Below are 26,565 nucleotides of genomic sequence, written 5' to 3'. Positions count from 1 at the left end.
AAGCAATGGAAAGAGTACGTGTCCTGGTAGTCGATGACTCCGCCCTGGTGCGGAAACTGTTGTCGACGATGCTTTCCTGCGATCCGGGTATCGAGGTGGTCGGTACCGCGGCCGATCCCCTGATCGCCCGCGAAAAGATCAAGCAGCTGAATCCCGACGTGCTGACCCTGGATGTCGAGATGCCGCGCATGGACGGCATCACCTTCCTCGAAAACCTGATGCGCCTGCGCCCGATGCCGGTGGTGATGGTGTCGTCGCTGACCCAGGAAGGCGCCGAGGTGACCTTGCGCGCGCTGGAGCTGGGCGCGGTGGACTTCTTCACCAAGCCCAGCAACGACCTGGCCAGCACGTTTGCCGAAGGCGCCCAGGAAATCTGCGCCAAGGTGAAGCTGGCGGCGCTGGCGCGACCGCGTCAGCGCACCGCCGTGCGCAAGCTGGATGTGCCGCCGCGACTTTCGGCAGACGCCGTGCTGCCGCGGGCGCAGTCGGCGGGTACGCGTGGCGGCAGTCCGATCATTGCGATTGGTGCTTCCACCGGCGGCACCGAGGCGATTCGCGTGGTGCTGGAGGCCATGCCGCCTGATGCGCCGCCCATCGTCATCACCCAGCACATCCCCGCGGCGTTCAGCGGGCCGTTCGCGTCACGCATGGATGCCTGCTCGGCCATGCGTGTCTGCGAAGCGCGCGACGGCCAGCCGATCCAGCAGGGCCATGCGTATATCGCACCTGGCAGCCAACACCTGCTGGTGATGTGGGACGGCGCCAAGCATGTGTGCCGCCTGCACAACGGCCCGCCGGTGAACCGCCACAAGCCGAGCGTGGACGTGTTGTTCCGCTCCATGGCCGCCAGCGTGGGCCGCGCAACCGTCGCCGCCTTGCTGACCGGCATGGGCGATGACGGCGCGCGTGGCCTGCTGGAGCTGCAGCAGGGCGGCGCCCACACCCTGGTGCAGGACGAAGAAACCTCCGTGGTGTGGGGCATGCCGGGCGCGGCCTGGAAGCTCGGCGCGGCCACCGAAAAATTGCCGCTCGACCATATAGCCGCGCGGCTGCTTGCGTTGGCGCATCAACCCATTCAACGCGCCGTTGCAACAGCGCCCTGATCCGTGGATATCCCCATGTACGCCATCCCATCCTTCCTGCGTGTGCGCCCCGTCGTCGGCATGACGGCGAGCGCGGTCGCCTTGCTGTTGACCCTGCTATGGCCGTCGGCCTGGCTGGCGCCGGTGCTGATCGTGCTGCTCACGGCCGCCTGGATCGTTGAGCTGCGTCGTGTCCCGGCAGCCGAAGAGCCGGTGATCGAGGCATCACTGACCCATCACGCGCCGGTCCGCGAGGCACTGGAAGAAGTGCGCAGCTCCCTGGTCGATGAACTTGGCCACGCCACCCGCGAGTTGCACCAGGCGCTGGACCTGCTGCGCGATGCCGTGTCCGAGCTGGGCGGCGGCTTCGATGGCCTGTCGCGCAAGACCGGCATGCAGCAGTCCTTGCTGCGGCAGATCATCGATGGGCAGAACGAGGGCGTATCGGTGCAGGATTTTGCTGCGCGCACCGGCGACCTGCTGGAGCATTTCGTCGGCATGGTGGTGCAGATGTCGCGCGAAAGCCTGCGCATCGTCTACCGCATCGACGGCATGGCCAAGGAAATGGACGCAGTGTTCGGCCTGTTGAAGAACGTCAACACGATTGCCGAGGAAACCAACCTGCTGGCGCTGAATGCCGCCATCGAGGCGGCCCGCGCGGGCGAGTCCGGCCGCGGCTTCGCGGTGGTGGCAGGCGAGATCCGCAACCTGGCCAGCCATTCCAACCAGTTCAACGAGCAGATCGGCACCCATGTCGAGCGTGCGCGCACCGCCATGGAACAGCTGCGTGGACTGGTCGGCACCATGGCCTCGCAGGACCTCAACGTGGCCCTGTCGGCCAAGGGTGGCATCGACGCCATGATGGCTCACGTCACCGAGAGCGATGCGCGCACCAGCGCGGTGGCCGACCAGGTGGTCGAGATCAACCGCGGCCTGGGCTCCGATGTGTCCACCACGATCCGCTCGCTGCAGTTCGAGGACATCCTGAGCCAGCTGATCAACCAGACGCGCATGCGCCTGGTGGAGCTGCAGGACATCACCACAGAGTGCACGCGCGATATCGAAGAACTGGCCTGCAGCCCGATCGATGCCGAGCTGCTCGCCCAGCGCGCCGAGCGGGTACGCAGCCGCCTGGCCATCCAGCGCGAGAAAGCCCGACTGCGCTCGCGCGGCCCGGCACTGCAGAACTCGATGGACGCCGGCGAAATCGAACTCTTTTAAGGACGCATGCCATGAGCCTGACCGTTCACCACGATTCCGAACACGACTGCGTCACCCTGCAACTGGGTGAGCGCTTCGACTTCAGCGTGCACCGCGATTTTCATGACGCCTGCCTCGGCCATCGGGCCGCGCGCAGCTATGTCATCGACCTGGGCGAAGTCGCCAGCATGGACAGCTCGGCGCTGGGCATGTTGCTGCTGCTGCGGGAGCACGCCGGCGCCGATCGCGCCGAGATCCGCATCGTCAACGCTGATAGCGGCCTGCGCGGTACCTTGCGCGTGGCCGGCTTCGACAAGTTGTTCGTGTTGCACTAAGCGCCTGATCAAGCTTGCTGCGTGGCCCGTGCCGGGATCGGCACGTGGCCATGCCGCAGGCCCAGGGGCCGTGCGAGTCTTTCGTTTGAGGTGCGACGGCAGGCTGGCACGCGCGATGGGCTTCCCGTTCAAGGGATGGCTCGATGCTCTGATCCCTTGAGTGCTTCCGCTGGAACCAGAGGTCGCGTGGCCGGGAAGGTGGCGTGCAGAGGCGGCAAGGATGTCGGTGACGCAGGGATGATCCCCAAGGCATCTCAGCAGCGCGTATCACCGGCTTCCGCAAGGTGTGCGCTGTCGGCCATCGCCAGACTCACGCCGTTACGGCCGTCGAACTTGGTGCGATACATCGCCTCGTCCGCCTGGCGCACCAACTGCTCGAAGCGGGTACCCGGTCGGGCCACGGCAACGCCAATGCTGGCGGTCACCGGAATGGACTGATGGTCGATCCTGGCGTGTGAATGGGCGAGCGTGTAGCGCAGCTTTTCCGCCACCTCCATGCCCTGCTCGAGGGTGGCTCCGGGCAGGGCGAGCACGAACTCCTCGCCGCCGTAACGGCTGGCCAGCATGTGGGGCCAATCGATGCCGCTGCGCAGGATGGTGGTGACATGGCGAAGTACCGCGTCGCCGACGTCATGCCCCCAGCGATCGTTGATCTGCTTGAAGTGATCCAGGTCGAAGATCAGCAGCGTAAACGGTTGCCCACGCTGCTGGCAGCGCGCCAAGCTGGCGCGACCCTCAGCCACGATGGCGCTGCGATTGAGCAGGCCGGTGAGGCCGTCCGTGTGCGCGGCGCGACTCAGGTCCACCATGAGCCGCTCGGTAATCAGCTGCAACAGTGCGAAATACGAGGCCAGCCCGGTCAGGATGCCGACCACATAGGTCGCTGCCACCGGCGTGCCCGCCAGCATGATGTCCTGACCGGCGCTGTACGCCACTGACATGAAGGCGCGCATGAGAAAGAAGACGGCGTTGATCAGCATGATGGCCGCGGCAATGCGGCAGCTCGTGCGGATCGCCGGCTCGCCATAGCGCAGCAGCAGGTAGGCATAGGCCAGGTCGAAGATCACCGCCTGCAGGCTGGCGATGAACAGGCGCATGCCCAGGTCCGGCGTGACATAGGTCATCCAGGCGCTGAATCCGATATAGACCAGGACGAAGCAACCTGGCCAGCGCCAGCGCATGGGCTGACCCAGGTGCTTGGCGATGCCCTTGAGCATGAGGGCGTTGGAAAAAACGATCGCGCCGTTGCCGACCACGATCGAGAGCAGGTCGGGAATCCGGTTGCGCAGCCCGATCAGCAACACGCCCAGGGTGGCGATCCACAGGCTGGCCACCCAGATGCGCAGCACGGTCTGGTTGCGCAACACCGTCATCAGGGAGGTAAAGCCGATCGAAGCGCCGATACCCATCAGGAGACTGACGAAGGTCAGGGTCGGAATGTCCAGATGCATGGCGCTCCCTTCTTCCGTCGGGCCCCTTTTCGCAGGGACCCGATGGGCCTTGGCCGAGGCCCTCGGATCGACGTCATCGTCGGTGGTCGACAGGGTATCGGCTCACCCTCCTAAAACTTGAACTGTGTCACAAAAATGAGTGTTGGGGATCAGGCCGGCGTCGCGCTGGTCCAGGCGGGCTCCCCAAGGCATGGCGAACAAAAAAGGCCCCTTGCGGGGCCTCAAGCAACGGCAAGGCTAAAGCCTGAGCCTTACCAGGTACGCACGTCGGCAATGCCGACGGTGTAGGACTGCATGTCCGGATCCATATGGAACAGGCGGCCCAGGTCGAAATCGATCGACTGGCCTGGCGCGATATTGGTGGTGCCGGCTGGCCAGCCCTTCTTGGACTGCAGCACCTTGCCGCTACCGTCCTTGGCTTCGATGGTGATCTGCGCGGCGGCGGCTTCGGCGCAATGGTTGACCAGCTGGCCAGCGAGGCTCAGGCGCGAGCCCATGACCTTCATCTTGAAGTCCTGCACGGCGAAGTCGGTCGGGGCGCAGGCGGCATGCGCGGCGAGGGGGGCAAACAGGAACAGGGCGGAAACGATCAGGGTCTTCATAGGTGGCATCCGTCGATGGGGTCAGGTCGGAGTAAGGAACGACATGACAAACATCGGCGGTTCCGCCGGAATCTTTAGCGCCCTTCGTGGCTTGCGTTCAGCCTGGCACCGCCAGGCCGGCGTGTTCGATGAACCACAGGCCGGCGAACAGCTTGGGATCGATCGAGTAACCCTCGGCGGCGCGTGCGAACAGCCATGCGCCGGCCTGCGTGCGCGGCACCTCGTGCACCACGATGTTCTCGCTCTCGTCGCCGCCGCCGGGACCGACCTTCTGCAGGCCCCGGGCGCGCACGAAGGCGATCATCTCCGTGCTCATGCCCGATGACGACGGCCCTTCGTGGACGAACTCCAGCCGCTCGCAGCGATAACCGGTCTCCTCTTCCAGCTCACGCCCGGCAGCGAGCAGCACGTCCTCGTCACCGTGCTCGTGCAGGTCACCGACCAGGCCTGCGGGCATCTCGATAGTCTTCTTCAGGATCGATACGCGGTACTGCTCCACGAACAGCACGTGGTCTTCCGGTGTCACCGCCAGGATGATCACCGCGCCACCGGGATTGTTGCGCTCGGCGTATTCCCAGCGGCCGCGCTTGCGCAGGCTCAGCCACTTGCCGACGTAGAGGGTTTCCACCGGCGCGTTGGCGTCGTGGGGAATGCGCTGGTCAGGGTGATTCATCGGCGTGGTCGTCAGGCGAGAGGGTCACGGCATGTTGCCGTGCCCATGTGGCAGCTACAACCTCGGCCGGTCACTCCTCTCCCACCGCCACGGCGAGTGGGCGCGGCCGGATGCGCACGGCCCAGGCCACGCCCATCACCAGCAAGGCGACGCCGCCGAGCGTCAGCGGAGCGGGCAGGCGGCCGCGCAGCAGGAACGCGTACGTCATGGCCGCCAGGGTTTCGAACACGATCAGCTGGCCGCTCAGTGCGGTCGGCAGGCGCTGGCTGGCGGCATTCCAGCACAGCGTACCCAGCCAGGATGCAAACAGGCCGATCGCCGCCATCAGGCCGACGAACAACCATGGATGGGGGCCAAACGGCATGGCAAACGCGCTCCCGCGCGTGCCCATGAACAGCCATAGCAACAGGTAGCCAGCCAGGGCGAGCGGCAAGGTGGCGATGCCTTGCGCAGTCGCCCAGGTGCGCGGGCTGCGTTCCGGGTGGCGTCGCAACCAGCCGGCATTGCGCAGTGGATACCAGGTCCAGCAGGCGACGGCGCCGACGGCGAACAAGGCGCCGCGTGCGTAGTGGGCGAGCTCGCCCTGGGTGATCCTGCCCAGGGTTTCCAGTTCGGCCTGATTGACGCACAGGATGCCGGCGCCGATCAGCGCCAACGAAGGAGCCAGCATCAGCCACGGCAGTTGTCCGTCGCGTCGTGCGTCGCGCAGGTTCGCCGAGATCGCGATGACCACCGGCAACGTGCCGATGATCATGGTCGGCAAGGGCGCGCCGGCCAGCTGGATGGCGCTGGCCAGGCACAGGTAATAGAGCAGGTTGCCGACTGCGGCGAGCTTCAGCGCCTCAAGCCAGTCGGCGCGGCCGAGCTGGCGCAGCGCCGCGCGATCCATCCACGCCAGCGGCAGCGCAATCAGGCCGAACGCGAGATAGCGTCCCACCGACTGCAGCGCCGCCGGATAGTCCGGCAACAGCAGCGGGCTGATGAAGACCAGGCCCCACATGAGGCCGGCGGCGAGGGCATAGAGTGTTCCAGTCCACATGGCTGCAAGCGTGGCGGCTTCGCCTCGCGCTGTCTTGTACGAGCTTGCTGTCAGCCAGGCGCTGGGATCGAGATGGCGCCAGCGGCGCTCAATTCGCCAGCGGCTCGGTCAGCACCGGCCGGCTCACGCTCAACGCGGTACCGGCGGCCGCCACGATGATGGCCAGGATGGCCAGCCACTGCAGCAGGCTGAGTCGTTCGTCCAGCAAGACCACGCCGGCCATCGCCGCAATAGCCGGTTCCAGGCTCAGCAAGGTGCTGAACGTGCGCGCCGGCAAGCGCGTCAATGCGACCATCTCCAGTGAATACGGCAGGGCCGAGCTGAGCACCGCCACTCCGAGTGCATACGGCCACAGCGCCGGAGACAGCAAGGCGCTGCCGGCATGCGCGATGCCGAACGGGATCGCCAGCAGGGCGCCGATCGAGGTGCCCAGCGTCACCGCGTCCGCGCCGTGGGCTGCGCCCGCCTTCTTGCCGAGCACGATATACAGCGCCCAGCCCACGCCGGCAGCCAGTGCGTACATCACGCCCACCGGGTCGAGCGCCTGCATCTGCCCGCGCAACGGCAGCAACAAGGCGAGCCCGGCCATCACCAGCGCGATCCACACAAAGTCGAGCAGCCGCCGTGAGCCGAACATCGCCAGCGCCAGCGGCCCGGTGAATTCCAGCGCGACCGCGATGCCCAGCGGGATCGTGCGCAGCGACATATAGAACACCAGGTTCATCGCGCCCATCGAGAGGCCATAACCCCACAGCACGCGCCAATCGCGTTGACCGCCCGAGCGGCGCCATGGCCGCCGCCACAGCAGCAGGATCAGCGCGCTGAGCCCCAGCCGAAACGCAGTGGCGCCTTGTGCGCCAACCTGCGGAAACAGATGCTTCGCCAGCGACGCACCAAACTGATACGAAAACATGCTGATCAGGAGCGCGCCGACGGCGAGCGCAAGCGGGGCAACGCTGGAACGTGATGACATGAGTACAGCCGCGGCGGTGGAACGGAGCGCCCATGATGCCTGCAGGCTCAAGCGAAACCCACCATACAGGCCCGTGCGTCATCGCCATTGCTGACAGTGTCTGGCAGCAGTCGTCGCTATGACCCGAGGCATAAAGTGCGCTTCCCGCCTGCAGCTCTTCTTTTGACGAGAGCCGAATAGGCCGGAAAACTTCAACTCTCCCGTATCGTCATCCCAGCGAAAGCGGGGATCCAGCGACTTGCTCTTGATTGACCGCTGCCCTTCGAATGGCGAAAGGCACTGGATCCCAGCCTCCGCTGGGATGACGGCCTCTGGATGACGGTTGATTCCACGCTCGACACGGCGCCCTTGATCAGGCTCTTAGCGCTGCAACGCCCGCTGATACCGCGCCGGTGTAATGCCATAGCGCCGCGCAAAGGCGCGTGTCAGATGCGCCTGGTCGGCCAGTCCCACTGCGGCGGCCACCTGCGCGGGCGCTTCGCCCTGTGAGAGCTGGCGCTTGGCTTCCGCCAGGCGCAAGGCCATCAGCATCTGCTGCGGGGTGGCGTGATGCTGTGCCTGGAACTGGCGCAGGAAATGAAACGGGCTGAGTCCGGCAACGGCAGCCAGCTCGTCGAGTGTGAGTCGACGCGATAGATGGGCATGCAGGTAATCCAGCACGGGCGCAAAGCGCGCCGCGCGCCCATCCAGCACGGCACGCGGAACCCGCGCATGGCGGCGGAACTGGGCCAGCAATTCGAACAGCAGGCTGTCGATCGCCAGCGGCTCGCGTGCTTGCCAGAGCGCATCCAGCAAGACGGTGACGCGGCGAGCGCTGGGCAAGTCTTCGCGTACCACGTCGCCAAACCACCAGCCGGGTTCGCCGGTGATTTCCGCCACGACCGATGGCTCGATATAGGCCATGCGGTAGTGCCAGCCACCTTCGGTTTCGGCGCGTCCGGTATGCACTTCATCCGGATTCATCATCACCACCGAGTCCGCTGGCGCCAGGTGATCCGCACCACGGTAGCGAAAGCGTTCCACGCCTGACTCGATCGCGCCCAGGCCGAAACCATCGTGTGTATGCGGCTCGAACGCATGGCGCACGATGTGCGCGCGGTACAGCTCCACGCCAGGGCGATGGGATGGCAGCCGGAATTCGGCTGCATCACTGGTTGCGATGAAGCGGTCGGGGACGCCTTGCATAAGCGGCATCTTACTGCTCCGGCGCCTGCTCCGAGTCGCCAATCAGCCGAGCAGGGCCTTCAAACGCGTGCGTGTAAGCGGACCAAAGCGCAGGCGCTCGCACAGCGCGTCCATGCCGTCAGCAGCCACGCGCTGGCGGCGCAAGGCCTCGGCATCGGTCGGCACCGGCGCGTCCAGCGCGATCCGGGTGAGACGGCGATAAAGGCGCGCCGCCTCGCCATGCTCGCGCAACTTCTGCGCACAACTGGCCGCGCCGCGCAGGCGCAGGAACGACACTTCGTCCACCCGCTCGAGCAAGGCATCCAGGTTGCCGAAATGGGCGAGCAGGGCCGCGGCGGTCTTCGCACCGATGCCGGGCACACCGGGAATGTTGTCCACCGCGTCGCCACACAGGGCCAGATAATCGGCGACCTGCTGGGGATGCACGCCGAGCCGCTCGTGCACGCCAGCCGGTCCCCAACGGGTGCCGCGCGCGTAATCCCACTGCTCGTCGTCATCGCCCAACAACTGGCCGAAGTCCTTGTCGGCCGACACGATAACGCTGCGAAAGCCAAGGCCGCGCAGGCTCCACAAGGCACTGCCGATCAGGTCATCGGCTTCATACGTGTGGTCGATCAACACCGGTATGCCGAGGGCCTGGGCCACTTCGCGGCACAGCACGAACTGGTATTCGAGATCGGGCGGCGGCAGTTCGCGATTCGCCTTGTAGGCGGGGTAGATCGCGTTGCGGAACGAAGTGGTCAGCGAGGCATCGAAGGCCACCGCGATGTGCTCGGGGCGCACGCGTTCCAGCAGTTCGCAGAGGAAGCGCGTGAAGCCGTGCACGGCATTGACCGGGTGACCATCCGCATCGTGGAACTCGTCCGGCATCGAATGCCAGGCACGGAATACATAGAGACTGCCATCGATCAGATGGGCGGCGGGGCGGCTCACGGCGTCCACGTACTGAGTACGTCGGCGAGGGTGGGGCGGTCGCGGTCAGGCACGTCGATCTGCGGCGTGCCGATGTGGACGAAACCGATCACGTGTTCGTTCTCCGCCAGACCGAGGATGCTGGCTGCTTCGCGATCATACGCCGCCCAACCGGTCAGCCATTGCGCGCCGTAACCGAGTGCTTCGGCGCCGAGCAGCAGGTTGTAGGCCACGCAGCCCGCGGAGAGCTGCTGTTCGATCACCGGCACCTTGCTGGAGGGGTCGAGGCGCGAGATCACCGCCATTACCACCGGCGCGAACATATAGCGCGTACGTTCCTTCTCGCGCTTGGATTCGGGCAGGTCCGGATGGAGGCGCAGCGACAACGCCGCCAGGCGCTCGCCCAGGGTGAGCTTGGCCGCGCCTTGCAGCAGGATGAGTCGGTACGGGACCAGCTTGCCGTGGTCCGGCACGCGGATCGCCGCTTCCAGCAGCGCCTGCAGCTGGGCCTGATCCGGCGCCGGCTCACCGAGCTGGCGGGAGGGGACGGAGTGACGCTGCTGCAACAGGGAAAGGGGATGGGACACGGGGACGTCCGTTGGGGCAAAGCGTTCATGCTAATCCGCCCCGCGGACATAGGCGAATGCCAGCGGGACGTCCTGCCACCCAGCGCCGTGGCTTCAGCCAGCCGTGGCCAGCCTGAAGGAGCCTGGCAGCAGGGCTTCCACGGTGGTTTCCTGCACGGCGCCATGCAGATTGCCCAGCCATACCGGCATGTCTTCGTCGCATAGTTCCGCCATCACCTGGCGACAGGCACCGCATGGACTGATCGGCCCGGGGGTGTCGCCAATCACCGCCAACGCCTCGAAATCGCCCGGGCGGCAGCCCGCGGCCACGGCGCTGAACAAGGCGGTGCGCTCCGCGCAGTTGCACAGGCCATAGGAGGCGTTTTCGACGTTGCAACCGCTGAAGCGCCGGCCGTCCTTGGTCATCACGGCGGCACCCACGAGGAAGCGGGAGTACGGTGCATAGGCTTGTTCGCGCGCCTCGCGCGCCAGCGTCAGCAAGACATCGGGAACAACGATCACGCTCATCGGGATCTCCAGTGCGGGACCCCTCGCCTCGACCGCGGCGGGCCAGTCTACCCCGGGCAGGGCAACGCGCCGCAAGCCTGGGGGCGAACACCTCATCGGTGGCTCGCACGCCGAGGCATCGGCTAGGATGGCCGGACCTTTCCGCAGGGGATGCACGATGACGATCACCGTGGCTGCATTGCGCGAAACCGCCGCCGGTGAGCGCCGGGTGGCGATCACACCTGAAGTGGCGAAGAAACTGCGCGGCAAGGGGCTGCGCGTGCTGCTGGAGCGCGGCGCCGGCGCGGCGGCGGGTTTCCCGGACGATACGTATGCCGACGCCGATTTCGCCGATGCGTCCAGCGTGCTGGCGCAGGCCGATGTGTTCGTCTGTGTGCTGCCGCCGGATGATGCCGTGTGGTCCGGTTTGCGCGAAGGCAGCATCGTGGTGGGGCAGTTGCGTCCCTACGGTGCCGCAGCACGCATCGTGGCGATGGGCAAGCGCAAGCTCACCGCGTTTTCGCTGGAGTTGTTGCCGCGCACCACGCGCGCCCAGGCCATGGACGTGCTCAGCTCGCAGGCGGCGGTGGCGGGCTATCGCGCCATGCTGATCGCCGCCGAAGCCTCGCCGAAGTTCTTTCCCATGCTCACCACCGCGGCCGGCACCATCCGACCCTCGAAGGTGCTGGTGATCGGCGCCGGCGTGGCCGGCCTGCAGGCCATCGCCACCGCGCGCCGCCTGGGTGCGCAGACCGAGGGCTACGACGTGCGTCCCGAAACGCGTGAGCAGGTGGAGTCGCTGGGCGCCAAATTCCTGGATCTCGGCGTCAGTGCTGCCGGCAGCGGCGGTTACGCCCGCGAGCTGTCGGCGGAGGAACGGGCCGCCCAGCAACAGGCGCTGGCCGAGCATCTCAAGGCGGTCGATGTCATCGTCACGACCGCTGCCGTGCCTGGCCGCTCATCGCCGAAGATCCTGACGACCGCCATGATCGACGGCATGAAGCCAGGTGCCCTGATCGTTGACCTCGCGGCGGAAGGTGGCGGCAACTGCGAACTGACCCAGCCGGGCGAGCGGGTGGATCATCGTGGCGTGGTCATCCTCGGCCCGTTGAACCTGCCCGCCGGTGCGCCGCTGCACGCGTCGGAAATGTACGCGCGCAACGCCCTCAACTTTGTCGAGCTGCTGGTGCAGGGCGATACGCTGGCGCCGGACTTCAACGACGAGCTGATCGCCAAGAGTTGCGTGACGCGCAACGGCGAGCCGCATTTCCAGGGCTAGTCGGTCGGTCCTGCGGAAAAGAAAAGCCCCGCCATGGCGGGGCTTTTGCTTCAGAACTTCGGCGGGTGCGGCGGCCGGCCACCACCACCACCCGGACCACGCCGGGGCGGCGGCGGGGCGTTGCGCATCTCCTCATGCCATTGGCGCAGCAACTGTTCGCGCTGGTCCGGTGGCAATTGCTGGAAATGCTGGAAGGCGGCATGCAACTGCTGGCGTTCCTCGGGGGGCAGCTGCTGGAAGCGCTTGCTGTTCTCGCTGGCCTGTTCTCGCTGCTCGGGCGTCATCTTCTGCCACTGATCGATGCGCTGGCGGATCGCCTGGCGTTGCTCCGGCGGCAGGGTCTTCCACTGCTGGGCACGCTCGAGCATGCGGGCTTGCCGCTGCGGTGGCAGCGAATCCCATTTGTCGGCAAGCGGCGCGAGCACATCACGCTCGGCGGGCGACAGGCTCTGCCACGACCGTGGCGCCGGCGGCGGACCCGGTGGCCCACCCGGCGGTGGGCCGGGCGGAAAGAATTCCCCCGGTGGCGGCGGAGGTGGCGGCGTGTTTTGCGCGAATGCGTAGGGGACGACACTACCCAGGCAAGTGGCCAGCATCAGCACGAAGAAAAGACGGCCTCGACGCATGATCACCGGTTCGCCTGGCTCTCGCCGTTCTTGGCCAGCCACCCGTAGAAGTCCATGTTCTGGTACAGCGTGGGGTCGGCCGCGGCAGCATCCGGCGGCAGGTCGCCGTCGAACTCCGCCGTCGACGCAGCAAGTGGGCTGGCCGGCGCGGCACCCGACGGGCGCTGGACCGGGGAAGTCAGCATCAGTGCCGCAAAGGCGACCGCCGCGAAGGCACCGGCCGGCAGCAGCAGTTGCAGCAGGCGGTGGGACAGCGACGTCCGGCCGTTGCCCTCGATGGCCATGCGCCGGGCCGCACGCAACCGATCCGCGGTGGCCGGGTCGAGATGTCGCGCGGCCTCGCGGTACAGCTCGCGGGCGCGGCGTTCCAGGTGGTTGTCGGGCGCATTCATCGCCAGTCCTCCAGTAGGTCGCGCAAACGTTGCAGCGCGCGCGACAGGTGTGTTTTTACGCTCCCTTCCGAGCAGCCCATGGCCTGGGCGGTTTCCGCCACGTCCAGGCCTTCCAGCATGCGCAGCATGAACGCTTCGCGCTGGCGTTGAGGCAGCAACTTCACCGCTGCCGCCATGTCCGCATAGGACTGGGCATCATGCAACCTTTCCAACGGTCCGGGGCCGCTGTCGGCGGGCTCCCAGAGCGGCAATTCGTCGCCGTCGTCGTCCTTGCCACCCAGCCAGCCCACCATAATCGAGCGCACCTTGCGGCGGCGCTGCAGATCGACGATGCGTCGCCGCAGGATGCCCCAGAACAAGGGGGTCCATTCCTGCGCGGGCTTGTCGCTGTAATGCTTGACCAGCCGCAGCATGGCGTCCTGCACCGCATCCAGGGCATCTTCCCGGTGGCCCAGGTGGATCTCGGCCATGCGGAACGCGCGCCGTTCGACCTGCGCCAGGAACGCATTCATCGAGACCGGTACTGCCCGGGTGTCTTCGGCCAGCAGGTCGGCTTCGAGCGTGGAAACGACGCTATTCATGGCGTCATCGTCCGCTTCGCCGGATCGGGCATCCTGAGACTCCATCGGTACATCCTTGTGCATCAACGCCCGAGGCTCGCGCGGGTTGACCCACGCCCGTATGATGCAGGCTTACCGATGTCCTGGCAGGGAGGGGTCATGATCGACGGGTTCCTGGCGCTTTACATCTTCATGCTGGCGGCGTTTACGGGGTACGAAATCATCGCGCGGGTGCCGGTGATTCTGCACACGCCGTTGATGTCGGGTTCAAACTTCATCCACGGCATTGTGCTGGTTGGCGCCATGATTGCGCTAGGCCATGCGAACACACCGCTGGAAATTGCGATCGGTTTCATCGGCGTACTACTAGGTGCCGGCAACGCCGCCGGTGGTTACGTGGTGACCGAACGCATGCTGGAAATGTTCAAGTCCAGCAAACCCCTGGCTGGCAAGGAGCCCAAGTGATGGTGTGGCTGCCGCTCGTGATCAAGGCCTGCTATTTCCTCGCCGCCCTCCTGTTCATTCTCGGTCTCAAACGCATGAGTTCCCCGCGCACCGCACGGGGCGGCATCGTGTGGGCCGGCGTGGGTATGCTGGTGGCTGTCATTGCCACCTTCGCCCTGCCGGCAATGCACAACCGGGGGCTGATCGTGACCGCCGTGCTGATCGGCGTGACTGCCGCGTGGTGGTCGGGCCGCCGGGTGGCGATGACGGCGATCCCCCAGATGGTGGCGCTCTACAACGGCATGGGCGGCGGCGCCGCGGCGGCCATTGGCGCGTCCGAGCTGTTCAGCTACGCCGGCAGCGCGGTAACCCTGCTCGATGGCGGCCAGTTCACCGCCAACGGGGCAGACACGCCGGGGTCGGCCCAGCTGACGCTGGCGGTGCTGGGTGCACTGATCGGCTCGGTCAGCTTCTCCGGCTCGCTGATTGCCTTTGCGAAACTGCAGGGTTGGCTGGACAAGCGCTTCGTCTTTCCGGGCCAGCGCGTGGTGAACCTGCTGGTGCTGGCGGGGGCCGTGGTGCTTGGCGCCATGCTCGTCGGCGGTCAGCTGACAGCGCCCCTGATCGTGGCGTTCTTCGTGCTGGCCCTGCTGTTTGGCCTGATGATGACCTTGCCGATCGGCGGTGCCGACATGCCGGTGGTCATCTCGCTGTACAACGCGTTTACCGGCCTGGCCGTGGCATTTGAAGGTTTCGTGCTGCAGAACGAGGCGATGATCATCGCCGGCACCGTGGTTGGCGCGGCAGGTACCTTGCTGACCCAGCTGATGGCCAAGGCGATGAACCGCTCGATCGGCAACGTGCTGTTCGGCAGCTTCGGCGCGGCCGGCGCGACGGCGCAAGCCATCGGCGGCAGCCAGAAGCCGATCGAGGCCAGCGACGCGGCGGTGATGATGGCCTATGCCGAGCGCGTGGTAATCGTGCCGGGTTACGGCATGGCCGTGGCGCAGGCCCAGCACAAGGTGTGGGAGTTCGCCAAGCTGTTGATCGAGAAGGGTGTGAAGGTGAAATTCGCGATCCACCCGGTGGCCGGCCGCATGCCCGGCCATATGAACGTGCTGCTGGCCGAAGCCGGCGTGCCGTACGACCTGATCGCCGACATGGACGACATCAACCCCGAGTTCCCCAACACCGACGTGGCCCTGGTGATCGGCGCCAACGACGTGGTCAACCCGCTGGCGAAGACCGATCCGGCCTCGCCGATCTACGGCATGCCAATCCTCGACGTGGCGAACGCCAAGCAGGTCATCGTGGTCAAGCGCGGCAAGGGCACCGGTTTTGCCGGCATCGAAAACGCACTGTTCTATGCCGACAACGCGCGCATGCTCTATGGCGATGGCCAGGCGGCGGCAGGGCAATTGGTGGCAGAGCTGAAGTCGCTGGACGCCTAGCGCGTTCAGCTTTTCGGCGATGGGTGGCGCGCCGCGCGCAAGGCAACCACGGCGGCCACCGCCATGCCGACGATGAACCACAGGTTGTCCGTGGCTACCTGTCCCAGCGCCGCAAGCTCCAGCAAAAGGCGCAAGCCGGCGGTGCGCATGGCATCGATCAGGCCCATGCCCATCAGGCCGGCGATGCGGGCAGCCGCCGTCAGCAGGTTGACGTAAAGCGCCGCGGTGCCGGTGGCCACCACCGCCAGGACCGCCGCATGCGGGCCGGCCGGGCGTACCCAGCTGCGTACCGCCTTGCCCAGGAACCAGCCGACCAGCAGGGCCAGCCACGGTAGCGGGCGCTGCAGGTAGAGGGTGGGGACCATCCACACGGCGCCGGCGGCCAGGCCCAGCATGACGGCGCTAATCAAGGCGAATAATGCAGAAAACGCGACCCGTGCACTCATGGCTGGGAAAACGACGGCAAGCTTGCAGACACGGGTTCTTCTCTGGCGTAAAACTCTCATCATAACGCGGCAGGCCCGGCCACGACCCTGGCCCGGGACCGCCAGTGGCGCGTTTTCCCCTTGAGATCCGGGTCGCCCGGCCTGATCTGTGCAGGCGTGCCCGGTCGTCAACCGGCATAATAGTCAGCTTGGCGCGGCGCCTTGCCGCGCCCCTCAGTGAGATTTGGCAGGATCGGCATGAGCGGTTTCAGTCTAAGCAGCGAGCCCTTCACCCTGGAACGTGACTGCCAGGCAGTCATGGTGCCCCAAGGAGAAACGGTCAGCCTGCCGGCCGGCCAGATCGGCTACATCACCCAGGCCCTGGGTGGCAGCTTCACCGTCTACGTGGAAGGCAACCTGTTCCGCATCGCTGGCAACGACGCCGATGCGCTGGGCAAGGAGCCGCCCGCGCCGATCGAGCTGGCGGTGGACGCCACCGATGCCGACGTGGAAAAGCTGGTGTGGCAGCAACTGCGCACCGTGTTCGATCCGGAGATTCCGATCAACGTGGTCGAACTGGGTCTGGTCTACGACGTGACGGTCGACCACCTGGCGGCTGAGCAGCGCAAGGTCTACGTGAAAATGACGCTCACGGCGCCGGGTTGCGGCATGGGCGACATCCTGGTCGACGACGTGCGCACCAAGCTGGAACTCATCCCCACCGTGGCCGAGGCCGACGTGGACCTGGTGTTCGATCCGCCGTGGAACCATTCGATGATGTCCGACGCGGCCAAGCTCGAAACCGGCATGCTTTGACGCCTGTCTGATGCGCCGTGCGGACGCGCGGCGATCGTTCTCCCCCGAAGTCGATGCAAGTGCGGCGGAACCGCCTCGCGGCGACAAGTCGCGCCTCAACGCGATACGCCATGTGCTTGGCCGGCTGCCGTATCCGAACCGCTGATCGTGGGACGGGCGCGGTTTTGCCGGGCGCCTGAAACGCAACAGGCCCTGGCATCAAGACCAGGGCCTGTCATGGCTGGTGCGGGTGGATCGCGTCAGCCGTTCGATTCTTCGAAGCGATTGGCGTCGCGGTTCTTGCGCACCTTCGCCGGGTCCCACACGCGACCGTTCATGGTGATGTAGACGCCATCGGGCAGGGTCTGCACGGCGGCGACGGCGCAACCGATGTTGAACACCGCGTCCGAACCCTGGAAGCGCGCCGGATTGAGCGCGCCAGTGAGCACGATCACCTTGCCCTTGATGTGGGCCAGCTCGCGGGCGGTTTCGACCATGGTGTCGGTGCCGTGGGTCACCAGCACGTGGCGATGCGGTTGCGCCTCGATGGTGGAACGCACCAGGGCGCGATCTTCGGCCGCCATGTGCAGGCTGTCCTTGCGCAGGATCGGGATCACGTCGAACTGGAACGCTACGCCTAGCTGGCCGAGGATTTCACCGATCTGCGGTGCACCGATCTTGTAGTCCGACTTGTCGTCGAAGTAGATCTTGTCGATGGTGCCGCCGGTGGTGACGATGGTCAGATGCTGCATGGTCGAAAGTCGCGAGGGGGGATGGGGACGCATTTTAGCTGGTAGCGCCCGCTTTCGCCGGAGCCGGCCTGAACCGCGTCAGCACTCGCCGGTGACGGGTCAATGCGGCCCAAGCAGCAAGGCGGTGTCGGTGACGTCGGTGCCGCCGAGACGTACCAGCCCGTGTCCGACGAAACGGCGCAAGGCGGCACCAGCGCGCGCGCCGCCATGAGGCGCCGACCAGGCGTCGTGGCGCGCCAGCAAGGCCGCTGCGGCGCATCGCGCCAGGGTGAAAGCGAGGCCGCGAGCGCCGGCTTCCAGGGCTTGGCGCTCCCGGGCATGTGCTTCAAGCATGTTCCTGGCTGCGTGCATGGCCGCGTGGATCTCGCCGCGAGCTCGCGCGTCGATGCTGTCCGCCAGCCAGCCTTCAATGGCGATGCGCAATGCCTCGATGCTGTCGTCGTTCGCCAGCGCACGCAGGCTGTCCAGCGACAGCACATTGGTGGTGCCCTCCCAGATCGCATACACCTGCGCGTCGCGCAGCAGCTGGGGCAGGCCGGTATCTTCGATATAACCCGCGCCGCCGAAGCACTCCAGCGCCTCGGAGCACAGCTTGACCGCCATCTTGCCGGTCCACAGCTTGGCCAATGGCGTCAGCAGGCGGAGCAGGGCGGCTTCATGCGGGAGGGCCGCGCCATGCTCGACACGACCGAGCAAATGCGCCACTTCGAAGGCCAGCGCGAACGCGCCTTCGAACTCGGCCTGCATGTCCGCCAGCGTCTGCGCGTGCAGCGGCTGTTCGATCAACGGCCGCCCAAATGCCTGGCGCCGCGTGGCGTAGTCGCGCGCCAGGCTCAGGGCGCGCGCCATGCTCGCCACCGCGCAGATGGCATTCCAGGTGCGGGTGACGTTGAGCATCGGCGCGACCTGGCGCACGCCATGGGCGAGTTCGCCCAGCGGCCAGGCGGGCAACCCGTCCAGGTGGATTTCCGCGGTAGGCAGTTCGTGCGTGCCAAGCTTGTCCTTGAGCCGGTCGATGATCAGCTGCGGCTTGCGACGATCGCCGTCCATGGTCTCCACATAGAACAGCGCCAGTGCGCCGGCGCCCGTGCCGGCGCCTTCCGGACGCGCCAATGCGAGCGCGGCTTCGCCCACCACGGCCGAGCTGAACCACTTGCGGCCGTAGAGTAGCCATTGGCCGCTGGGGTCCTGGCGCGCGATGGTCTCGGTATGGCCCACGTCCGAGCCACCGGTGTTCTCGGTCATCCACTGCCCACTGAGCCAGAAACTGTCGGCGTCGCGGCTGAGCAGGTGTGGCAGCGCGCGTTCCATCAAGGCCTTGTTGCCCGACGCCTTCAACGCCGTCGCCGCGCCATCGGTCATCGCCAGCGGGCAGGTATAGAACTCGCTGGCCAGGTGATACAGGTAGACCCGGGCAAATTCTTCCAGGCGTGCGTGCTCGCTGGCCTCATGTCCCGCAGCGAGCACGGCGTGCGTCGTGGTGATGCGTGGCCCTTCCTGCCATGCCTCGGTCAACTCGATGCGATCGACGCGGTGGCCCCACGCGTCCCATTGGGTGAGCACGGGTTTGCGCCGGGTGCTGCGGCAGCTGCGCAGCCAGGCCATTTGCGCGTAGTCGCCAAGCGCCTGCAGGTCCGCATTCAATGCGGCGCGGCGCGCCGAAGGCAGGGCGCGATCGAGCATGCTGCGCAGCCGAGGGTCGTCACGATACGGATGCGCAAGTTGCGGTGGATCTTGCAGGAATCCCATGGTCGGCTCTCGACGAATCGGTGTCATCGAGTATAGGCGCGGGCGTTTCCATCGTCTGCCAGCGCGCCGCTGTGCTCCTTCTCCCCTCCGGGCGACCCGAAGGTAGTCCCTGTGGGAGAGAAGGTTGGGATGAGGGGCGGGTGCTCGCGATCACGCTTCAACCGACCGTTGTAGCCAGGTTGCCGCTTGCGACCGAGCAGGTCCCGGTGGGACGCAGTGGGAGTTTCGATTGCCCGTTCGAGCGCCGAGCTTCTCGCTCCTTCTCCCCTCCGGGGAGAAGGCTGGGATGAGGGGCGGGTGCTCGCGGTAGCGCGACAACTGAGCGATATCGCCAGCTTGCCGCTTACGCAGCGGGCGTTTCGACTGCCTGCCGGCAGCCGAGTCACTTTTCTTTTGCTGGCCCAAAAGAAAAGTAACCCAAAGAAAATGGCCTGAAGAGCTCATAGCATTACTTTGGATGCGAGCCTGACGGGCGTGGCCAGCCGGATAGCTTGCGGCCCACGGCCGCTACACAGCGGCTACACCGCAACGCGCCGTGGCGGAGAGGGCTTAATGCATCGGTGGTGGGGTGACCATCTGCGCCTCTGGATACCGCATGCGTTTCGCCATCGGCTTGGCCTGCTTTAAGTCCTCACCGCTATTAGCGCAGTGTGCTGTAACCGCTAACCGTATAGCGCGGCCACCGAACGTGAAACGACTCAATGCCGACGCCGTAGGCGCGCCCTTATGCCTTCGGCTTGCGTTTCACGCCTGCACCCAAGGCGCCGATCAGCACCAGCGTCAGGACGATTTCGGTCAGCGCCAGCCAGCGTTCGTTGGGAGAGCTCCAGGCTTCGGCGATGCCGTGGCTGAAATAGAACAGGCTGAGGATGCCGACCCACAGCAGTGCGCGACGCACGTCGCGGATGGCGAACAGCGGCAGCAGCAGCGGAATCACGGTGATGCCAAGCACCACGGGCACCGGCATGGTCTGCGCGGGGAACAGCCAGCCGTGCCAGACCAGTTGCAACAGCAGCAGCGCGGCCCAGCTGACGAGGCCGATGCGATGAGTCGTGGCGATGGCGGCACTCACGCGTTGGCGCCCAGGCGACGCGCCACATCGGCAAGACGGCGTCCCAGGGCTCGGGCCAGTTCACGCTCGTGGTCGGAGATCGCGTTCTCGCCCCTCGGTCCGGTGACGTGGCTGGCGCCATACGGCGTGCCGCCACTCTGGGTGGAGGTGAGCGCGGGCTCGGTGTAAGGCAGGCCGACGATCAGCATGCCGTGATGGAGCAGGGGCAGCGCCATCGTCAACAAGGTGGCTTCCTGGCCGCCGTGCATGGTGCTGGTGGCGGTGAACAGCGCCGCCGGTTTGCCGGCCAGCGCGCCGCTGGCCCATTCGGCGCCGGTCGAATCGAGGAAATACTTGAGCGGCGCCGCCATGTTGCCGAAGCGCGTGGGGCTGCCCAGGGCCAGGCCAACGCAATCGACCAGGTCCTGACGGGTCACGTAGGGCGCGCCTTCGTCCGGCTCCGGCGGCTGCGCCAGTTCGGTCACCGGTGCCACCGGCGGTACCTGGCGCAGGCGGGCGCGCATGCCGGGCACCTCCTCCACGCCGCGTGCAATCAGGCGCGCGAGCTGGGCAGTGTGGCCTGAGCGGCTGTAGTAGAGGACCAGGATGTCGAGGTTCATGGTTTGGGCGGTGGTGGCATGATCGGTTAGTGTACCGGCCGATCAGGCCCTTGTTGTCCGCCGGTTCACACCGTGCCCATGGGACGGCGACATCATGGGCTGCCTCCGATGCCGAACGCCGAGGAAGGAACAGACATGGCCTTGCGCTTCGAACGCGACCGCCTGCGCAGCTTCAGCCATTTCGTGTGGCATCGCTTCGTGGACGACAAGTGTTTCGAGACGGCGGGTGCGCTGTCCTATACGACCCTGGTCTCGCTGGTGCCGCTGATCGTCGCCTCGCTGGCGATCTTCGCTGCGTTTCCGGTGTTTGCCGAAGAACGCAGCACGCTGATCGAGTTCGTGTTCAGCAACTTCGTGCCGGCGGCGGGCGAGCGGGTGCAGGAATACCTCAACAGCTTTGCCGACAATGCCAGCAAGCTGACCGGCATCAGCATCCTGGTGATGTTCTTCAGCGCCTTGTCGATGATGGTAAGCATCGAGGACCGGCTCAATCGCATCTGGCGCGTGCGGCGCGCACGCGGATGGGGCTCCCGCCTGCTGTTGTACTGGGCGGCGCTCACCCTGGGCCCCGTGCTGGTCGTGGGCGGCCTGATCCTGGCCTCGTATGTCACCGCGCTGCCGCTATTGCATAGTGCGGCGGACGAACTGGGGCTGCGCCAGCGCCTGTTGTCCACGCTGCCCTTCATCGTCACCTTCGTGACGCTGGCGCTGCTGTATTTCGTGGTGCCCAATCGCCGGGTGCGCTGGCAGGATGCTCTCATCGGTGCCTTTCTCGGCGCAGTGCTGTTCGAGTTTGCACGCTGGGGCTTCGCGCGATTCATCCATCACGCGCAGACCTACCAGCAGATCTACGGCGCGGCCATGGCCGCGATTCCGATCTTCCTGTTGTGGATCTACCTGTCGTGGGTGATCGTGATTCTCTGCGCGTCGATCGCCGCCTCGATTTCGGCGTTCGACTACCAGCCGCCGACGACATGCCTGTCCGACGATGCCGCCTTCCTTGGCCTGTTGGTGGTGCTGGGGCACTTCGTGGATGCGCATCGGCAAGGGCAGCGGCTTGACCCAAGCAGCTTGCGCCTGAGCGAACCCTATCTGAACAGTGGCATGATCGCGGCTTATTTCGACGACCTGCACCGCGCTGACGTGATCCATCGCGAGGAAGGCGGCGGATGGCTGCTGAGTCGGAGCCTGGACACCACCGATTTGCTGCGCATCTATGCTCACAGCCCGTACCGACTGCCGTTGCGGCCGGCCCAGGAGGCGCAGGAGCGGCGCATACGCTTGCCGTCGGAGTTGATCGCGTTGCTGGATACGGCGGCGCGCTCACTCAATGCCACCCTGGGCACGCGGCTCGATCAAGCCTATCCGCCGGCTTTGCCGGCCTCGAATGATTCCGAGGATTTTCGCGCATGAAATGGTTGAAGTCAGTTGCCACATTTGGCGCCGCGCTCGCATTGGCGGGCGCGGCGCACGCAGCCATGCCCGAGCAGCCTTCGATCAAGGTGACCACGCTCGACGGCAAGTCATTTGATCTGGGAGCACAGCGTGGCAAGTGGGTGATCGTGAATTACTGGGCGACCTGGTGCGTGCCCTGCATCAAGGAAATGCCGGATATTTCCCGCTTCGTCAGCGCGCATCACGACAAGGTCGCCGCCATCGGGCTCGCCTACGAAGACAGCGACAAGGCGGATATTCAGGCGTTTCTGGCCAAGCATCCGGTGAGCTATCCCATCGCCCAGGTCACGCTGGACAAGCCCATCAAGGACTTCGACGAGCCGCGCGGACTGCCCACGACCTGGCTGATCGGTCCCGACGGCAAAGTGGCCAAGCGCTTTCTCGGGCCGGTGACCGAGACGTCGCTCGGCCAGGCCATCGGCCTCGGAAAATAGCCCATGGCTGCCGTGCGCTTTCTGGTGAGCGGTCGCGTGCAGGGGGTGTTCTATCGCGCCAGTGCGCGCGAGCAGGCGCTGGCCCTGGGTCTTTCCGGTTATGCCAGAAACTTGCCGGACGGCCGCGTGGAAGTACTCGCTTGCGGCTCGACCACGGCGATCGAAACGTTCGAACGCTGGCTCTGGCAGGGGCCGGCGGCGGCACGCGTGGAAGCCGTGGCACGCGAAGCATCCGCCGCACCCGAGATCCAGGGCTTCCATACCGGCTGATTCGCTGGCTTGCGCAACACTGAGACGTAGTCGTCTCGCGTCGTGAGGCTGATTTCACGTGGCAGAGGGGAGACTGCCGCCTGGCCGAGGCGGCGCGCTTGTCGATTCCGAGTGAGCCCTCGCGTCGTATGCAAGAAGCGTCCGTTGTGGACGTTGCGGCAGTGCATCTGCCGCGGCACTCATCGAGGAGGGATCTCCATGTCAGCCCGTTTCCAGCGCATCACGCCGTTTCTCTGGTTTGACCACCAGGCCGAGGAAGCCGCGAACTTCTACGTGTCGGTGTTCGAGCACTCGCGCATCGTCACCACCACGCGATACAACGCCGAGAGCGCGGCGGCATCGGGGCGTCCCGAGGGTTCGCTGATGACCGCGGTGTTTGAACTGGATGACCAGCAGTTCGTTGCGCTCGATGGTGGCCCGATCTTCCGTTTCAACGAAGCGGTCTCGCTGGTGGTCAACTGCCATTCTCAGGACGAGGTCGACTACTACTGGAGCAAGCTCGCCCAGGGCGGGGACGAGAAGGCGCAGCAATGCGGTTGGCTGAAGGACCGCTATGGACTTTCCTGGCAAGTGATTCCGGTGGAGATGATCGAGATGTTCAGCCATTCCGACCCTGCCAAGGTCAGCAAGATGACGGACGCGATGATGAAGATGAAGAAGATCGACTTGAGCCTGTTGCGAAAGGCGATGAACTAGAGCGGCAGCGCAAGCCTCGAAATCCCGCACTCGTCGTCGCGCAGATCAGTCACCGCAGGTGTCCGGCACCCACAAGGCCTTGCGGGTGACGTGCTCGGTCTTTGGCTTGCCCTTGAGTTTCGGCAGCTTGACTATGGGGATCGCTTCGTCGTGGCGAGGGATCTGCTCCAGCAGATGCCGGATGAGATTGATCCGTCCGCGTTTCTGATCGTTGAAGTCGACGACGAACCAGGGGGCGTGGGGGCGGTGCGTGCGCTCGATCATGGCGTCGCGCAGGCGGCCCATCTCGGCGTATTTCTCGCGCGAGGCGAGATCGTTCGGCGAGAGCTTCCAATGCTTGAGCGGATTGGTGGCGCGCTCGGCGAAGCGCTCTTCCTGCTCCTCCTGGTCCACTGCCAGCCAATATTTCAGCAGGATGATGCCGTCGTCGGTGAGCAGCTTCTCGAATGCCGGCACCGCGGCCATGAAGGCCTTGTACTGGGGCTTGGTGCAGAATCCCATGGCGGGTTCGACCACGGCGCGGTTGTACCAGCTGCGATCGAACAGCACGACTTCGCCCGCGCTGGGCAGGTGCTGCACGTAGCGCTGGAAATACCATTGGCTGGATTCGATCTCGTTGGGCTTGTGCAGGGCGGCTATGCGATAGCCGCCGGTATCCATTGACTGGGTGATGGCCTTGATGGTGCCGCCCTTGCCGGCGGCGTCGCGGCCTTCGAGGATCACCAGCAGTCGGCGGCTGCTGCTTCGCAGCCACTGATTCAAACCGGCCAGTTCCAGTTGAAGTTCTTCCAGCGCGTGTCGGTAGAACTTGTCCTTCTTGGGCACGGTCCTGCTCCTCGTTGCTAGAGGTCCAGATCGACCGGCGGACGGCCGATGCGGTAACGCGCACTCATTGCCTGCAGCGCGTGATGGAAATCGGCGGCAAAGCCCTGCATGTCGAACAACGGGCTCTGCGTGCGCTGCTGGGCCAGGTGATGGCGCAGCGTGCTGAGCGCTTCGCGATCATTGCCCAGCTGCGTGGCCATCGCGATGAACGATTCTTCGTCCTCGCAGGCCAGTTCCGGCAGGCCAAGATCCTGCAGCAGGCTGGTGGCGACGCGACCAGCGAACGTGCGCCCTGTGCAAGTAAGCACCGGACAACCGGCCCATAGCGCATCGGATGCGGTGGTATGTGCGTTATACGGCAGCGTGTCGAGGAACAGGTCGGCGTGGACGTAGCGCGCCAGGTAATCGGCGTGCGGCAGGCGCGCCAGGAACACCAGTCGCTCGGGGGCGATGCCAGCCGCCACGGCCGCGCTGCGCAAACGCTCGTCCGCGCCCTCCGGGCCGCTCAGCAGCCACAGCACGCTATCGGGCACCTGCTGCAGGATCACCATCAGGCGCGCGAAGGCCGCCTGATTGAGCTTGTAGCTGTTGTTGAAGCAGGCGAACACCGTGCCCTGCTCGGGCAGTCCGCAAGCGGTACGCGACGGCGGCGCGGCGACGACGCGCGTGTTGTCGTTGGGCTGGTAGCAGCGCGGCAGCCGCACCAGTTTCTCGCTGAGGTAGGCGCGCAATGCGTCCGGCAGCACGACGGCATCGGCCAGCAGATAATCCATCCAGGGCGCGCCGGAGGTGCCGGGGAAAGCCAGCCAGTTCACCTGCACCGGCGCCGGGCGCAGCGCGAACACCTCGGCGTTGTTCTTGCCGGCATAGCCGTTGAGGTCGAACAGGATCTCGATGCCGGCGTCGTGAATACGCTGGGCCACCTGCGCGTGATTGAGCATTGACACGTCGTGCAGGGTGGTGGCGGTGGCCAGGCGACGGCGGATCGATCCGCCATCGTCCGCCGTGGTGGCAAACAGGTGCAGTTCCAGGTCGTCGCCGGTCAGCGCTTCCAACGCGGCGACGATCAACAGGCCGGTGGCGTGTTCGTTGAAGCCGTCGGCGACGAAACCGACGCGTATTGGTTGCTCAGGCGATGGCTTGGCGAACTTGAAATCGAGCTGCTTGCGCAACGGCGCCACCTGCTTCGCGATGGTCGCTGCATAGGTGACGGCGGCGCGTTGCAGCGTGGCGGCATCCACGTTCTCGGCCAGCAGGACGAACGGGCTGACCACCGCGTTGTCTTCCGAAATCACTTGTTGCAGGCGTTCGCTCAGTTCATCCAGGCCGCGCCAGTCGCACAGGCGGCGGCGCACGAACAGCAACTGGCCCAGTGCGGGGCCATTGTTCGGCTCAAGCTGCAGCGACCTTGCGAATGCGTCGGCAGCCGAGCTGAGCTGGCCGGCGTCTTCCAGCGCCTGGCCCGCTGCGAACGGATACTGCGCGTTCTGCGGCGCAAGCGTTTCGGCCTGCAGCCAGGCATCGGCGGCTTCCGCCGACTTGCCTTGCACTTGCAATACGCGTCCGCGCAAGGCGAATGCCGCGTCGAATTGCGGGATGATTTCCAGGGCCTCGCCGATATGGCGCAAGGCGGGCTCGATATTGCCCAGCTCCAGTTCGGCGCCGGCCAGATTGAGGCGGATGCCCGGGTGGAACGGGGCGCCATGGGTCGCCATGGCATAGGATTCGCGAGCGTGTTGAAAACGCGCCGCCGCCATCAGGGCGTTGCCCAGGCCCAGCAGGACGGCCGGGTTGCCAGGGGATAGCCGCAACGCGGCGCGCAGCCGCTCGATGGCCTCGTCGGCATCGCCGTTGGCCAGTTGCACGTTGGCCAGGTTGCATTGCACTTCAATGCTCTGGGGCGCGATCCGCGCGGCTTGTTCGAGCACGCTGAGCGCCTCGGCGGGGCGTTGCAGCTGCAGCAGGGCAATGCCTTGCAGGCGGGCCAGCTCGGCGTCGTCGGGGTACTGCTCGCGCGCCTGGGCGGCCGCTTGCTCGGCATCGGCGAAGGCGCCGAGCTCCAGTTGGTTGACGATTTGCTGTGTCAGCGCCTGGGAAGAGGGGGTAAAGAGATCATTCATCCGCCCACGCTAACGCAGCGAGCCGCGGCTGCCAATCCGGGAGCGCTCAATTCGTGCAGATGGGAGCCTGTTTCGTGATCCGGCGCGGGCCATGCA

30 protein-coding genes are annotated in these 26,565 nt (G+C 65.9%); 11 read left to right on the top strand and 19 right to left on the bottom strand.

Features of this window, described 5'->3' with window-relative positions; genetic code table 11:
• Positions 1 to 5: 5 nt before the first annotated feature.
• Genes OUZ49_RS19700 through OUZ49_RS19690 form a run of 3 tightly spaced genes read left to right on the top strand, consistent with a single transcriptional unit; the run spans position 6 to position 2,617 of the window.
• On the top strand, positions 6 to 1,103 hold the full coding sequence (locus OUZ49_RS19700) for a protein-glutamate methylesterase/protein-glutamine glutaminase (protein WP_266152318.1): 1,098 nt from the start codon (positions 6 to 8) through the stop codon (positions 1,101 to 1,103).
• A gap of 15 nt (positions 1,104 to 1,118) precedes the next feature.
• Entirely contained in the window at positions 1,119 to 2,303 is a 1,185-nt protein-coding gene (locus tag OUZ49_RS19695; protein WP_266152317.1) for a methyl-accepting chemotaxis protein, read from the top strand.
• A gap of 11 nt (positions 2,304 to 2,314) precedes the next feature.
• The gene (locus OUZ49_RS19690; protein WP_266152316.1) at positions 2,315 to 2,617 is read left to right on the top strand and encodes an STAS domain-containing protein; all 303 of its coding nucleotides are present in this window, start codon (positions 2,315 to 2,317) and stop codon (positions 2,615 to 2,617) included.
• A gap of 254 nt (positions 2,618 to 2,871) precedes the next feature.
• On the opposite strand, the gene OUZ49_RS19685 is transcribed toward OUZ49_RS19690, so the two are convergent.
• The 9 genes from OUZ49_RS19685 to cdd all read right to left on the bottom strand — a co-directional run bounded on the left by OUZ49_RS19685 (position 2,872) and on the right by cdd (position 10,546).
• Positions 2,872 to 4,068: a GGDEF domain-containing protein gene (locus tag OUZ49_RS19685; RefSeq protein WP_266152315.1), complete on the bottom strand. Its 1,197-nt coding sequence runs from the start codon at positions 4,066 to 4,068 to the stop codon at positions 2,872 to 2,874.
• Between the two features lie 251 nt (positions 4,069 to 4,319).
• Complete coding sequence (locus tag OUZ49_RS19680) at positions 4,320 to 4,670, bottom strand: hypothetical protein (protein WP_266152314.1); 351 nt, start codon at positions 4,668 to 4,670, stop codon at positions 4,320 to 4,322.
• Between the two features lie 97 nt (positions 4,671 to 4,767).
• Positions 4,768 to 5,343 carry an NUDIX hydrolase gene (locus OUZ49_RS19675; protein WP_266152313.1) on the bottom strand — a complete coding sequence of 192 codons (576 nt, stop codon included), beginning with the start codon at positions 5,341 to 5,343 and terminating at the stop codon, positions 4,768 to 4,770.
• A gap of 70 nt (positions 5,344 to 5,413) precedes the next feature.
• Positions 5,414 to 6,382 (bottom strand): DMT family transporter, encoded by a 969-nt coding sequence (locus tag OUZ49_RS19670; protein WP_266152312.1) that lies wholly within the window; start codon positions 6,380 to 6,382, stop codon positions 5,414 to 5,416.
• An 88-nt stretch (positions 6,383 to 6,470) separates the two neighbouring features.
• A complete protein-coding gene (locus OUZ49_RS19665; protein WP_266152311.1) occupies positions 6,471 to 7,355 on the bottom strand; it encodes an EamA family transporter in 885 nt (294 codons plus the stop codon).
• 360 nt (positions 7,356 to 7,715) lie between these two features.
• Entirely contained in the window at positions 7,716 to 8,549 is an 834-nt protein-coding gene (locus OUZ49_RS19660; RefSeq protein WP_266152310.1) for an AraC family transcriptional regulator, read from the bottom strand.
• Positions 8,550 to 8,582: 33 nt separating this feature from the next.
• Positions 8,583 to 9,482: a 5'-3' exonuclease gene (locus tag OUZ49_RS19655; protein WP_266152309.1), complete on the bottom strand. Its 900-nt coding sequence runs from the start codon at positions 9,480 to 9,482 to the stop codon at positions 8,583 to 8,585.
• Positions 9,470 to 10,039, bottom strand: a complete 570-nt coding sequence (locus OUZ49_RS19650; protein WP_266152308.1) for a nitroreductase family protein — start codon at positions 10,037 to 10,039, stop codon at positions 9,470 to 9,472. Before OUZ49_RS19650 ends, OUZ49_RS19655 begins: the two co-directional genes overlap by 13 nt.
• 93 nt (positions 10,040 to 10,132) lie before the next feature.
• A complete protein-coding gene (cdd, locus tag OUZ49_RS19645) occupies positions 10,133 to 10,546 on the bottom strand; it encodes a cytidine deaminase (RefSeq protein ID WP_266152307.1) in 414 nt (137 codons plus the stop codon).
• A 157-nt stretch (positions 10,547 to 10,703) separates the two neighbouring features.
• On the opposite strand from cdd, the gene OUZ49_RS19640 reads away from it, so the two are divergent.
• Positions 10,704 to 11,804, top strand: a complete 1,101-nt coding sequence (locus tag OUZ49_RS19640; protein ID WP_266152306.1) for an NAD(P) transhydrogenase subunit alpha — start codon at positions 10,704 to 10,706, stop codon at positions 11,802 to 11,804.
• Positions 11,805 to 11,854: 50 nt separating this feature from the next.
• Here OUZ49_RS19640 and OUZ49_RS19635 read toward each other — a convergent pair whose 3' ends face one another.
• The 3 genes from OUZ49_RS19635 to OUZ49_RS19625 are packed head-to-tail and all read right to left on the bottom strand — an operon-like array spanning position 11,855 to position 13,403.
• Complete coding sequence (locus tag OUZ49_RS19635; RefSeq protein WP_266152305.1) at positions 11,855 to 12,430, bottom strand: DUF3106 domain-containing protein; 576 nt, start codon at positions 12,428 to 12,430, stop codon at positions 11,855 to 11,857.
• Between the two features lie 2 nt (positions 12,431 to 12,432).
• The gene (locus OUZ49_RS19630; RefSeq protein ID WP_266152304.1) at positions 12,433 to 12,822 is read right to left on the bottom strand and encodes a hypothetical protein; all 390 of its coding nucleotides are present in this window, start codon (positions 12,820 to 12,822) and stop codon (positions 12,433 to 12,435) included.
• Positions 12,819 to 13,403 carry an RNA polymerase sigma factor gene (locus tag OUZ49_RS19625; RefSeq protein WP_266152303.1) on the bottom strand — a complete coding sequence of 195 codons (585 nt, stop codon included), beginning with the start codon at positions 13,401 to 13,403 and terminating at the stop codon, positions 12,819 to 12,821. The genes OUZ49_RS19630 and OUZ49_RS19625 overlap by 4 nt, the downstream gene beginning before the upstream one ends.
• Positions 13,404 to 13,541: 138 nt before the next feature.
• Between OUZ49_RS19625 and OUZ49_RS19620 the strand changes: the two genes are divergently transcribed.
• Positions 13,542 to 13,847 carry an NAD(P) transhydrogenase subunit alpha part 2 gene (locus OUZ49_RS19620; protein WP_266152302.1) on the top strand — a complete coding sequence of 102 codons (306 nt, stop codon included), beginning with the start codon at positions 13,542 to 13,544 and terminating at the stop codon, positions 13,845 to 13,847.
• Entirely contained in the window at positions 13,847 to 15,277 is a 1,431-nt protein-coding gene (locus OUZ49_RS19615) for an NAD(P)(+) transhydrogenase (Re/Si-specific) subunit beta (RefSeq protein WP_266152301.1), read from the top strand. The genes OUZ49_RS19620 and OUZ49_RS19615 overlap by 1 nt, the downstream gene beginning before the upstream one ends.
• A gap of 5 nt (positions 15,278 to 15,282) precedes the next feature.
• Here the strand turns inward: OUZ49_RS19615 and OUZ49_RS19610 are convergent, their stop codons facing one another.
• Complete coding sequence (locus tag OUZ49_RS19610; protein WP_266152300.1) at positions 15,283 to 15,687, bottom strand: hypothetical protein; 405 nt, start codon at positions 15,685 to 15,687, stop codon at positions 15,283 to 15,285.
• Between the two features lie 273 nt (positions 15,688 to 15,960).
• Here OUZ49_RS19610 and sufT point away from each other — a divergent pair, with 273 nt between their 5' ends.
• Entirely contained in the window at positions 15,961 to 16,518 is a 558-nt protein-coding gene (gene sufT / locus OUZ49_RS19605; protein WP_266152298.1) for a putative Fe-S cluster assembly protein SufT, read from the top strand.
• Positions 16,519 to 16,757: 239 nt separating this feature from the next.
• Here the strand turns inward: sufT and OUZ49_RS19600 are convergent, their stop codons facing one another.
• The 4 genes from OUZ49_RS19600 to wrbA form a co-directional block, all read right to left on the bottom strand.
• Positions 16,758 to 17,249 (bottom strand): asparaginase domain-containing protein, encoded by a 492-nt coding sequence (locus tag OUZ49_RS19600; protein WP_266152297.1) that lies wholly within the window; start codon positions 17,247 to 17,249, stop codon positions 16,758 to 16,760.
• 99 nt (positions 17,250 to 17,348) lie between these two features.
• Complete coding sequence (locus OUZ49_RS19595) at positions 17,349 to 18,998, bottom strand: acyl-CoA dehydrogenase family protein (protein WP_266152296.1); 1,650 nt, start codon at positions 18,996 to 18,998, stop codon at positions 17,349 to 17,351.
• Between the two features lie 724 nt (positions 18,999 to 19,722).
• Entirely contained in the window at positions 19,723 to 20,070 is a 348-nt protein-coding gene (locus tag OUZ49_RS19590; protein ID WP_266152295.1) for a DUF2069 domain-containing protein, read from the bottom strand.
• Complete coding sequence (wrbA, locus tag OUZ49_RS19585; protein ID WP_266152294.1) at positions 20,067 to 20,669, bottom strand: NAD(P)H:quinone oxidoreductase; 603 nt, start codon at positions 20,667 to 20,669, stop codon at positions 20,067 to 20,069. Before wrbA ends, OUZ49_RS19590 begins: the two co-directional genes overlap by 4 nt.
• A 135-nt stretch (positions 20,670 to 20,804) precedes the next feature.
• Between wrbA and OUZ49_RS19580 the strand changes: the two genes are divergently transcribed.
• The 4 genes from OUZ49_RS19580 to OUZ49_RS19565 all read left to right on the top strand — a co-directional run bounded on the left by OUZ49_RS19580 (position 20,805) and on the right by OUZ49_RS19565 (position 23,524).
• A complete protein-coding gene (locus OUZ49_RS19580; protein WP_266152293.1) occupies positions 20,805 to 22,082 on the top strand; it encodes a YihY family inner membrane protein in 1,278 nt (425 codons plus the stop codon).
• Positions 22,079 to 22,558 carry a TlpA family protein disulfide reductase gene (locus OUZ49_RS19575; RefSeq protein ID WP_266152292.1) on the top strand — a complete coding sequence of 160 codons (480 nt, stop codon included), beginning with the start codon at positions 22,079 to 22,081 and terminating at the stop codon, positions 22,556 to 22,558. The genes OUZ49_RS19580 and OUZ49_RS19575 overlap by 4 nt, the downstream gene beginning before the upstream one ends.
• 3 nt (positions 22,559 to 22,561) lie before the next feature.
• Positions 22,562 to 22,828, top strand: a complete 267-nt coding sequence (locus OUZ49_RS19570) for an acylphosphatase (protein WP_266152291.1) — start codon at positions 22,562 to 22,564, stop codon at positions 22,826 to 22,828.
• Between the two features lie 198 nt (positions 22,829 to 23,026).
• Positions 23,027 to 23,524, top strand: coding sequence for a VOC family protein (locus tag OUZ49_RS19565; RefSeq protein WP_266152290.1), 498 nt, complete (start codon positions 23,027 to 23,029; stop codon positions 23,522 to 23,524).
• Positions 23,525 to 23,569: 45 nt separating this feature from the next.
• On the opposite strand, the gene ppk2 is transcribed toward OUZ49_RS19565, so the two are convergent.
• Together ppk2 and OUZ49_RS19555 are read right to left on the bottom strand one after the other, a co-directional pair.
• Complete coding sequence (gene ppk2 / locus OUZ49_RS19560) at positions 23,570 to 24,349, bottom strand: polyphosphate kinase 2 (protein WP_266152289.1); 780 nt, start codon at positions 24,347 to 24,349, stop codon at positions 23,570 to 23,572.
• Between the two features lie 17 nt (positions 24,350 to 24,366).
• Positions 24,367 to 26,469 carry an O-linked N-acetylglucosamine transferase, SPINDLY family protein gene (locus OUZ49_RS19555; RefSeq protein WP_266152288.1) on the bottom strand — a complete coding sequence of 701 codons (2,103 nt, stop codon included), beginning with the start codon at positions 26,467 to 26,469 and terminating at the stop codon, positions 24,367 to 24,369.
• Positions 26,470 to 26,565: the final 96 nt, after the last annotated feature.

It is taken from the genome of Dyella halodurans (genome assembly GCF_026283925.1).
Taxonomy (GTDB): Bacteria; Pseudomonadota; Gammaproteobacteria; order Xanthomonadales; family Rhodanobacteraceae; genus Dyella; species Dyella halodurans.
This window is presented reverse-complemented; position numbering and strand designations above follow the sequence as displayed.